The following is a 9266-nucleotide window of genomic DNA, read 5'->3' as shown; positions in this document are numbered from 1 at the left end:
TGCAGAACTTCGTGTCCGCGGCGGTGGGCATCGCGATCGTCGCCGCGTTGATCCGCGGGTTCACCCGCAAACAGACCGACCGGGTGGGCAACTTCTGGGTGGATCTGACCCGGGTCGTGGTGCGGCTGCTGCTGCCGATGGTCTTCGTGCTGGCCCTGGCAGGGGCGCTGGCGAAGCAGCAGCCGGTGCCGGTCACGGCCGGCACCCTGCCCACCCACCGGCCGCAGTTCGTCGGCCTGCTGTCCGGCGTCGTCGTGACCGTCGTCGGTCTCACGTACTTCCCGGCGCTGGCGCTGGGCCCGCTCGCGGAGGGTCTGCACTGATGTCCTCGACCACTGTCCAACCCCCGGCCTCTTTCTGCTCGACCTCGGCCTGCCCGGCCTGCCCGGCCTGCCCGGCATCGACGTCATCCACGGCCTGCGCGGCCGCAGGGCGGTACCGGTCATCGTGCTGTCGGGACGATCCGGACTGGACGACAAGATCGCCGCCCTGGACGCCCAAGCCGACGGCTACCTGGCCAGGCCCTTCTCGATCGCCGAATTCCTCGCCGCCTGCGCGCGGTCCTGCGCGGCCCGCCCGCCATCAGCGAACCGGGCATCGTGGCGTTCGGCGACTGGCGCATCGACCTGGACGGGCACGCCGTCCCCCGGCAGGGGCTCGCCGAGGCCGGGCTGGGCGGGCGCTGTGGGTCCACACCGCGGGGCCTGGCAGGAGGCGTGGCTGTGGGGGCGGGAGGACTGGCCGACCGGGCAGGTGGTGTACGAGGTCGGCATGCCCCCGGAGGACGCCGGGCGTGTACGTCGCGAGGTACGCATTCAGGCCACTGGCGGCGTGCTGGTAGATGCGTTGCGTGTTGGCGGAGAGGTTGCGGGCGCGTAGGGACCGGGTCCAAGAAGCGACCATCGGGCTCATGTCGAAGGGCATGGGCACGCGATGTGCCCACAATCGTGGACAGTCAAGGCGCTTGGGCGATTAGCGTTGTCGTTTCGGCCGTATCGCCACCCGCTACGCGAAACCGCAGGTGAGAGGTTGTTTGTGCCCCCGGCAGGACTCGAACCTGCGGCCAAGCGCTTAGAAGGCGCCTGCTCTATCCACTGAGCTACGGGGGCCGGACAGTGGCCGCGGCTGTCTCCGCCCCTGGGTGGTTCCGTGACCTCGTACCGGGGTCCAGGATAGGGCGCCGCAAGCTCGCTGCCGGGTGCTTCACCCGCGTGACGTGTTGTGGAGGTTCGGTGAAGCGGTCCGATAATCGCAGGCACGTGGCGAAGACGCACCGCTTTTGACGTGTCGAAATGCTGCTGTTGTGCACTCGTTATGCCGATGGCTCATTCTGTCCCCTGGGTCTCGCCTGTCCCGTTGGCGCATCCTGCGGGCCGAATAGGTCAAATCACCCTGCATGCGCTTCAAGAGCGTCGCAAAATGGGGCATTCTGCCATTGTGGTGATCTTGGACGTACGGCCCGAGCTGCTTGACGCGCTGTCCGCACTGCGTGACCGTGTCGACGCCGCACGCTTCCCCTTCCCGCTTCCCGGAGCCGCCCGGGCGCGCCGCACCCGCCAGGAGCTGCTCACCCAGTTGGACGACTATCTGGTACCCCGGCTCAGGTCACCGGAAGCTCCCCTCCTGGCCGTCATCGGCGGGTCCACCGGAGCGGGAAAGTCCACCCTGGTGAACTCCCTCGTCGGCCGCCGAGTCAGCGCCTCCGGCGTGCTTCGGCCCACCACTCGCACCCCCGTGCTCGTCTGTCACCCCGAGGACCGCGCGTGGTTCGCCGACCTCCGTGTGCTGCCGCGGCTGGCCCGCGCCTGGGCCGTGCGGCAGCGGTCCCGCGCGGACGAGGACGGCCGGGACCGCCCCGAGCCCGAGCGCGCCGAGCTGCGTCTGGAGACCGACGACTCCCTGCCCCGCGGCCTCGCCCTTCTCGACGCCCCGGACATCGACTCCCTGGTCACCCGCAACAGGGAGCTGGCCGCCGAGCTCATCTGCGCCGCCGACGTCTGGGTCCTGGTCACCACCGCCTCCCGCTACGCCGACGCCCTCCCGTGGCACCTGCTGCGCACGGCCAGGGAGTACGACGTCACCCTCGCCACCGTCCTCGACCGCGTCCCGCACCAGATCGCCGACGACGTCGGCACGCACTACGCGGCCCTGCTCGCCAAGGCCGGCCTCGGTGATGTGCCCCGCTTCACCATCCCCGAACTCCCCGAATCGGCGGGCCACGGCGGCCTGCTGCCGCAGACCACCGTGGCCGCGCTGCACGCCTGGCTGACGCACTGCGCCGAGGACCCTGCCGCCCGGCAGCGGGCCGCACTTCGCACCGTCTGGGGCACCCTCGATTCGCTGCGCGGCCGACTGCCCGCCCTTGCCGCCGCCTCCGCCGCCCAGCACGCCGCCGCGGTACGGCTCGCCCGCGGCGCCGAGCACGCCTACCACCAGGCCGCCGCCCGGATCGGCGCCGAGATCGAAGCGGGCGCCCCGCTGGCCGGTGAGGCGCTCGCCCACTGGCGGGGCTACCCGGCCTGCGGCACCGAAGCCCTCCAGCACGCCCTGGCCGAGGAGCTGGCGGCGCTGCTGCGTACCGAGACCGACGCCGCCGACGAGCGCGTCGCCGAGGCATGGCGACGCGACCGGGCCGGCGCGGCACTGCTGGCCGAACCCACCGCCCGCCCGGACCGGGACCGGGTGGCCGTGGCGGTGCGGATCGACAAGGGCGTCCGGAAATGGCGGCGCGGCCTCACCGACCTCGCCCACGCCCATGTCCGCGGGGTCCGCGCCGCCGACCGGCCCCCCGCCGACCCCGAGAACGTGGCCGCACTGCTGGCCACCGTGCTGCTCGGCGGCCGGCGCGGGCGTGCCGCCGGCGAACGGCTGGCCGAGACCATCGGCGCCCAGACCGCCCTCCGGCTCCGCGACGTCGCCCGCGACCGGCTGGACGAGGCCGTCGCCGCTCTGCTGCGCGGCGAACGTGATCGGCGCCTGGCACCCGTCGACGGCTACGACGTCACCGCCGGCCAGCAGTCCGCGTTGATCGCCGCCCTGTCCGTACTGCAGAAGGAGAGGTGACCCGCGTGGCCATCACCCCCTCGTCCCCGGCCGCAACGGCGGCCCCCGGCCGTTACCGCGCAGCCGACCCGCTGACCGTCCGGGTCGACGCACTCGGCGAACTGCTCGGCCTGTCCAGGACCCGGATCAGCCCGGACGCTCTCGCGGAGACCGGCGAGCTGCTGGCACGCGTCGGTGAGCGGCGGCGGCTGTCGCTCGACCACACCGTGGTCGCCCTCGCCGGTGCCACCGGCAGCGGCAAATCCGCCCTGTTCAACGCGCTGGCCGGGGGCGCCCTGTCCGAATCCGGCGTGCGGCGGCCCACCACGGCCCGCCCCGTCGCCTGCGCCTGGCAGCCGGTGCCGGCCGCCGGCCTGCTGGATCGCCTCGGCATCTCCCCCGAGCACCGGTACGCCAGGCGCCGCCTCCCGGACTGCCTTGTCCTCGCGGCGCCGTGGGGCAGAGCACACTCTTCCGTCGGTGACGCCGACCAGGCCGGTGCGGACCTGGAAAGCGCCGAGGAGCGGAGCCTCGACGGGCTTGTTCTCATCGACCTCCCCGACCACGACTCCGCCGCCACCGGTCACCGCGAGCAGGTGGACCGCCTGCTCCGGCTGGTGGACGTCGTCGTATGGGTGCTGGACCCGGAGAAGTACGCCGATGCCGCGCTGCACGAACGCTATCTGCGTCCCCTGGCCGGGTACGCCGACGTGACCGTGCTGGTGCTCAACCAGGTCGACCGGCTGCCGGGGGACGCGGCTGACCTGGTCCTCGACGATCTGCGGCGGCTGCTCGACGAGGACGGGCTCGCGGTCGGCGAACACGGGGAAGCCGGGGCCGTCGTGCTCGCCGCCTCCGCACTCACCGGGCAGGGCGTACCGGACCTGCGTGCCGTGCTGGGCCAGATCGTCACCGAGCACACCGCGGCGGGGCGGCGGCTGGCGGCCGACATGGATCGCACGGCGAGCAGACTCCAGCCGCTCTACGTCGGCGAAGGCGGCGCCGGGCTCACTGATCCGGCGCGCGAGGAGTTCATCGACCGGCTCGCGGACGCTGTGGGTGCGTCCGCCGCCGGTCAGTCGGCGGAAAGGGAATGGGGTCGTGCCGCTTGGGAGGCGTGCGGCACACCGTGGGGTCGGCTGATCGGTGAACGGACCGGATCGGACACCTGTTCCCGTTTTGGCCGCTATTCGCCCGTTTCACCCGTTCGAGGGACGGGAGCGCGGCCCGGCGAGGGCGCGGCCAGGCCGGCCGCGGGCGCCGAAGGGAGCGTGTCCGCGTCCCGTCCGGTGGTCGAAGAGGCGGTGCGTGGCCTTGCCGCGGACGCGGCCCGCGGGCTGCCCGCGCCCTGGGCCCAGGCGGTACGGGAGGCGGCGCGGCGCGGCGGCGAGGGTCTGCCCGCGGTGCTGGACGACGCGGCGGCGGCCGCCCGGCCGAGCGCGCCCGAGCGGCCGGGCTGGTGGTCGGTGGCCCGCGTGGCACAGTGGCTGCTGGTGGTGCTCGCGGCGGCCGGCGCGGTCTGTCTGATCACCGTCGCCCTGGGCTCGCTGGATCTCGCGTGGTGGCCGCCGCTGGTCATGATCACGGTCGGCGGTCTGGGCGGGCCGCTGGTCACCTGGGCCTGCCGGATCGCCGGCCGCGGTCCGGCCCGGCGGTACGGACAGGCCGCCGAGCGCCGGCTGCGGGACGCAGCGGCGGACTGCGGGCGGGCCCGGGTACTCGAACCGGTCGCCGCCGAGCTGATGCGGTACCGCGAGGTGCGCGAGCAGTACGCGGTGGTCGCCGGTTCCGCGCCGGGGCCGACCCGGTCCTGGGATTCCCGCGCGCTCGTTCACTCGTCCGAGTGACGGAGTTGTCCACAGTCAGCTGTTTGTCCACAGATTCCCCTTCGCTTTCTCTATTGGCATCGGAATTCACGCACGATGTTCGTAGCGCGTTCCACAGGGGAGCGTGACGACAGGGAAGGACCGTGCGATGAACGAGACACTGGTGACCGTCGTGGGAAATGTCGCGACCGAGCCCGAGACGCAGGTGACCGCGACCGGTGTGGCCGTCACCCGATTCCGGCTGGCGACCACTACACGCCGCTGGGACTCCGAGCGCGGCGCGTGGACGGACGGGGCGACGAGCTTCTACACGGTGCGGGCGTGGCGCAACCTGGCAGGCAACATCAAGGAATCCGTCGGACTCGGCGAACCGCTCGTCGTCCAGGGGCGGCTGAGGATCCGTGAAGACGAGAAGGACGGCCGCCGCTATCTGTCGGCGGAGATCGAGGCGGTGGCGTTGGGCCACGACCTGGCGCGCGGCGTCGCCCGGTTCACCCGCGGGTACCCGACCTCCGTCGCGACCCGGCCGGAACCGGCCGGGTCGGCGCCCCCGATGCCGGCGGCCGTGCCCTGACCTTCCTGAGTATCCGTATTCAGCATTCAGCGCTATTCGATGATGAATGGTGTCGAGGATCTGTCGACAGTCCCGGAATCATGTCCGCGAACGCACAGCCGTCGGGCCTCGGAATCGGTGCGCGGAAGTCCCGGTGCAGCCGTGTGACGCGTGGCTCCAGGTGCCGTGCGGACGGCTGACCCCCTCCGTGACGGGCCGGGTGCTGTGGGGCCGCAGCACCGACCGACGCATGGCGGATGCGGGCCACGGCCGAGGTCGGCCCCGACGGCCACTGCTTTCCGGTGCTGGGCCGTCCGTGGGCCGTGCGGCGCCGACCGACGCCGACCGACGCCGACGAGGCCGCTCCGCCGGGGTCCCGGTCAGAGGTGGAGGAGGGACTGCTGAGGTACCCATTCGCCCCCACGGGTGGACGTACGGCAAGATGGGGTGTATCTGCCCTGACGCGGCGGAGCCGCACATTGGCCCTTCTCGAATGCCGGACGGTTTCTCTTGGCTGAGTACATCTACACGATGCGCAAGACGCGCAAGGCGCACGGTGACAAGGTCATCCTCGATGACGTGACGCTGAGCTTCCTGCCGGGTGCGAAGATCGGTGTGGTCGGCCCCAACGGCGCCGGTAAGTCCACGGTGCTGAAGATCATGGCCGGACTGGAGCAGCCGTCGAACGGCGACGCGTTCCTGTCGCCCGGGTACAGCGTGGGCATGCTGCTGCAGGAGCCGCCGCTGGACGAGTCCAAGACCGTGCTGGAGAACGTGCAGGACGGCGTCGCGGACACCAAGGCGAAGCTGGACCGGTTCAACGAGATCGCCGAGCAGATGGCGACCGACTACTCCGACGAACTGCTGGACGAGATGGGCCGACTCCAGGAACAACTGGACCACGCCAACGCCTGGGACCTGGACGCGCAGCTCGAACAGGCCATGGACGCGCTGGGCTGCCCGCCCGGCGACTGGCCGGTGACCAACCTGTCCGGTGGTGAGAAGCGCCGGGTCGCGCTCTGCAAGCTGCTGCTGGAGGCGCCCGACCTGCTGTTGCTGGACGAGCCCACCAACCACCTGGACGCGGAGTCCGTGCAGTGGCTGGAGCAGCACCTCGCCAAGTACCCGGGCACCGTTGTCGCCGTCACCCACGACCGGTACTTCCTGGACAACGTGGCCCAGTGGATTCTGGAGCTGGACCGCGGCCGGGCGATCCCGTACGAGGGCAACTACTCGACGTACCTGGAGAACAAGGCGTCGCGGCTCAAGGTCGAGGGTCAGAAGGACGCCAAGCGGCAGAAGCGCCTCAAGGAGGAGCTGGAGTGGGTCCGCTCCAACGCCAAGGGGCGGCAGGCCAAGTCGAAGGCGCGGCTGGCCCGTTACGAGGAGATGGCGGCCGAGGCCGACAAGATGCGGAAGCTGGACTTCGAGGAGATCCAGATCCCGCCGGGCCCGCGACTCGGGTCGATCGTGGTCGAGGTGGTGAACCTGTCGAAGGCGTTCGGTGAGAAGGTGCTGATCGACAACCTGTCGTTCACGCTGCCGCGCAACGGCATCGTCGGCGTCATCGGCCCCAACGGCGCCGGCAAGACCACGCTCTTCAAGATGCTCCAGGGCCTGGAGCAGCCGGACTCCGGCGACATCAAGGTCGGCGAGACCGTGAAGATCTCCTACGTCGACCAGAGCCGGGCCAACATCGACCCGAAGAAGACGTTGTGGCAGGTCGTCTCGGACGGCCTTGACTACATCAATGTCGGGCAGGTCGAGATGCCGTCGCGGGCGTACGTGTCCGCGTTCGGCTTCAAGGGCCCGGACCAGCAGAAGCCCGCCGGGGTGCTGTCCGGCGGTGAGCGCAACCGCCTCAACCTCGCGCTCACCCTCAAGCAGGGCGGCAACCTGCTGCTGCTGGACGAGCCGACCAACGACCTCGACGTCGAGACGCTGTCCTCGTTGGAGAACGCGCTGCTGGAGTTCCCCGGTGCGGCGGTGGTCGTCTCCCACGACCGCTGGTTCCTGGACCGGGTGGCCACGCACATCCTGGCGTACGAGGGCGACTCCAAGTGGTTCTGGTTCGAGGGCAACTTCGAGTCGTACGAGAAGAACAAGGTCGAGCGGCTGGGCCCGGACGCGGCGCGGCCGCACCGTGCCACGTACAAGAAGCTGACCCGCGGCTGATGGCGCGACACATCTTCCGCTGCCCGCTGCGGTGGGCGGACATGGACGCCTTCGGGCACGTCAACAATGTGGCGTTCCTGCGGTACCTGGAGGAGGCGCGGATCGACTTCATGTTCCGCCTGGCCCCGGGCGAGGGGAGCGCGTCGTTCACCGGCGGGTCCGTGGTGGCGCGGCACGAGATCGACTACCTGCGGCCGCTGGTGCACCGGCATGAGCCCGTGACCATCGAGACGTGGGTGACGGGTCTGGCGGCGGCGTCGATGACGCTCGGGTACGAGGTCAAGGATGCGGAGGTCCTCTACGCGCGGGCGTCGACGGTCGTGGTGCCGTACAACCTCGCGCATCAGCGGCCGAGGCGGATCACCGCGGAGGAGCGGGCGTTTCTGGAGGAGTACCTGGACGGGGCCGTCGCCGCATGACGCGGCTTGCCTTCACAGCGGGTACGGATACAGGTACGGACGCCGGGGCGGGCGGGGAGGCGGCGGAGGAGCTGGCCGCCTTCCTCGGGCGGCTGCTGCGGTGGGACAAGGCAGCGGTGGTACGGCTCCGCTCCGCGGAGGGAGAGGCGGCGCTCGGGGTCTTCGGGCACCCGCCGTTCGGGGACGTGCTTGCGGTGAAGGGCGTGGCGCTCGGCGGCAGCGGGGTCGGGGTCGCGGTGGACGCGACGGTGTCCGCGGGGGAGTTGCTGGAGGCGGTCTCCGCTGCGGCGTCGGAAGGCGGCGCCGAGTTCACGGTGCCGCGGTCCGTGACCGGGCCCGCGTGGGCGGGACTGCTGCCCCCACGCGGCGGCTGGCAACGAATCGCCGAGATGCCCGCGGCACCCGTACGGGGGGTGGCGGCGGAGGCCGTCGCGGAATTCCGCGCGCGGACCGAGGGTTTGCCGCAGGAGCGGCGTACGCGGCGGGAGTTGGACGCGCTGGCCGAGGAGTTGTGGGGGCGGTCGTTCGGGCCCGGCGGCGCGGTGACCCTGCGGGTGGTGCACGCGGCTTACGCCCTGGGCTTTCTCCGGGTTCCCCCCGGGGAGGGAGCGCAGGACGTGGCCGTGCTGCTGTCGGCCGGGGCGTGGGTGCGGCTTCGTACCGGGTACGGGTCGGTGGCGGTGCGGGGCGCGTCGGCGACGAGCCGTCTGACGGTGTCCCCGGTCTGACGGCCGGCGCGCCGACCCGCCGGCCCCCGGTTCCGCGGCCGGGGTTCCTTCTCCGGCCGGCGGTCAGCCGGGGGTGTTCACCATCGACGCGGCGGCGTACACCAGGTAGTCCCACAACTGGCGCTCGTGGTCGGGTTCCAGCCCCAACCCGTCCACCGCCGCCCGCATGTGGCGCAGCCAGGCGTCGTGCGCGGCCCGGTTCACCGCGAACGGCGCGTGCCGCATCCGCAGCCGCGGGTGGCCGCGCTCGTCGCTGTACGTACGCGGGCCGCCCCAGTACTGCATGAGGAAGAGGGTCAGCCGCTCCTCGGCCGGTCCCAGGTCCTCCTCCGGGTACATCGCCCGCAGCTCGGGGTCGTCCGCCACGCCCTGGTAGAACCGGTGCACCAGACGTCGGAAGGTCTTCTCGCCGCCGATCAGCTCGTAGAGGGTCTGCTGTCGGAGCGGAGGCTGCGGGATCTCATTCACCCTCCTATGGTCGCAGACGGCCGGACCGAGTACCCGGGTCGTAGGACCTGGCCGG

At 71.7% G+C, this 9266-nt stretch carries 9 protein-coding genes, 1 tRNA gene and 1 pseudogene; 8 read left to right on the top strand and 3 right to left on the bottom strand.

From position 1 onward, the window contains the following. Together VIW71_RS20915 and VIW71_RS20910 are read left to right on the top strand one after the other, a co-directional pair. Positions 1–323 (top strand): potassium-transporting ATPase subunit KdpA (locus VIW71_RS20915; RefSeq protein ID WP_331623952.1); only part of this gene is annotated, 323 nt, incomplete at its 5' end. 34 nt (positions 324–357) lie between these two features. After that, positions 358–492: pseudogene (locus VIW71_RS20910) on the top strand (DNA-binding response regulator); the annotation flags it as partial. Positions 493–509: 17 nt separating this feature from the next. On the opposite strand, the gene VIW71_RS20905 reads toward VIW71_RS20910, so the two are convergent. Next, entirely contained in the window at positions 510–773 is a 264-nt protein-coding gene (locus tag VIW71_RS20905) for a hypothetical protein (RefSeq protein WP_331623951.1), read from the bottom strand. 263 nt (positions 774–1036) lie between these two features. After that, positions 1037–1109: transfer RNA gene (locus VIW71_RS20900), tRNA-Arg, on the bottom strand. 328 nt (positions 1110–1437) lie between these two features. On the opposite strand from VIW71_RS20900, the gene VIW71_RS20895 reads away from it, so the two are divergent. The 6 genes from VIW71_RS20895 to VIW71_RS20870 all read left to right on the top strand — a co-directional run bounded on the left by VIW71_RS20895 (position 1438) and on the right by VIW71_RS20870 (position 8743). Next, entirely contained in the window at positions 1438–3063 is a 1626-nt protein-coding gene (locus VIW71_RS20895; RefSeq protein WP_331623950.1) for a dynamin family protein, read from the top strand. Positions 3064–3074: 11 nt separating this feature from the next. Further along, positions 3075–4889 (top strand): ATP-binding protein, encoded by a 1815-nt coding sequence (locus VIW71_RS20890; protein WP_331623959.1) that lies wholly within the window; start codon positions 3075–3077, stop codon positions 4887–4889. A gap of 127 nt (positions 4890–5016) precedes the next feature. Further along, positions 5017–5442, top strand: coding sequence for a single-stranded DNA-binding protein (locus tag VIW71_RS20885; protein WP_331623949.1), 426 nt, complete (start codon positions 5017–5019; stop codon positions 5440–5442). A gap of 489 nt (positions 5443–5931) precedes the next feature. Next, the gene (ettA, locus tag VIW71_RS20880; RefSeq protein WP_331623948.1) at positions 5932–7596 is read left to right on the top strand and encodes an energy-dependent translational throttle protein EttA; all 1665 of its coding nucleotides are present in this window, start codon (positions 5932–5934) and stop codon (positions 7594–7596) included. Further along, positions 7596–8015: an acyl-CoA thioesterase gene (locus VIW71_RS20875; RefSeq protein WP_331623947.1), complete on the top strand. Its 420-nt coding sequence runs from the start codon at positions 7596–7598 to the stop codon at positions 8013–8015. The genes ettA and VIW71_RS20875 overlap by 1 nt, the downstream gene beginning before the upstream one ends. Continuing rightward, positions 8012–8743: a hypothetical protein gene (locus VIW71_RS20870; protein WP_331623945.1), complete on the top strand. Its 732-nt coding sequence runs from the start codon at positions 8012–8014 to the stop codon at positions 8741–8743. The genes VIW71_RS20875 and VIW71_RS20870 overlap by 4 nt, the downstream gene beginning before the upstream one ends. 63 nt (positions 8744–8806) lie before the next feature. On the opposite strand, the gene VIW71_RS20865 is transcribed toward VIW71_RS20870, so the two are convergent. Continuing rightward, on the bottom strand, positions 8807–9211 hold the full coding sequence (locus VIW71_RS20865) for a globin (RefSeq protein ID WP_331623944.1): 405 nt from the start codon (positions 9209–9211) through the stop codon (positions 8807–8809). Positions 9212–9266 lie beyond the last annotated feature (55 nt).

The organism is Streptomyces sp., assembly GCF_036524955.1.
GTDB lineage: Bacteria > Actinomycetota > Actinomycetes > Streptomycetales > Streptomycetaceae > Actinacidiphila.
This window is presented reverse-complemented; position numbering and strand designations above follow the sequence as displayed.

Excerpts from the sequence above, each read along its gene's own strand:
- VIW71_RS20905 (WP_331623951.1), bottom strand. The coding sequence starts at position 773 with ATGCCGACCTCGTACACCACCTGCCCGGTCGGCCAGTCCTCCCGCCCC.
- VIW71_RS20885 (WP_331623949.1), top strand. The coding sequence starts at position 5,017 with ATGAACGAGACACTGGTGACCGTCGTGGGAAATGTCGCGACCGAGCCC.
- VIW71_RS20875 (WP_331623947.1), top strand. The coding sequence starts at position 7,596 with ATGGCGCGACACATCTTCCGCTGCCCGCTGCGGTGGGCGGACATGGAC.
- VIW71_RS20870 (WP_331623945.1), top strand. The coding sequence starts at position 8,012 with ATGACGCGGCTTGCCTTCACAGCGGGTACGGATACAGGTACGGACGCC.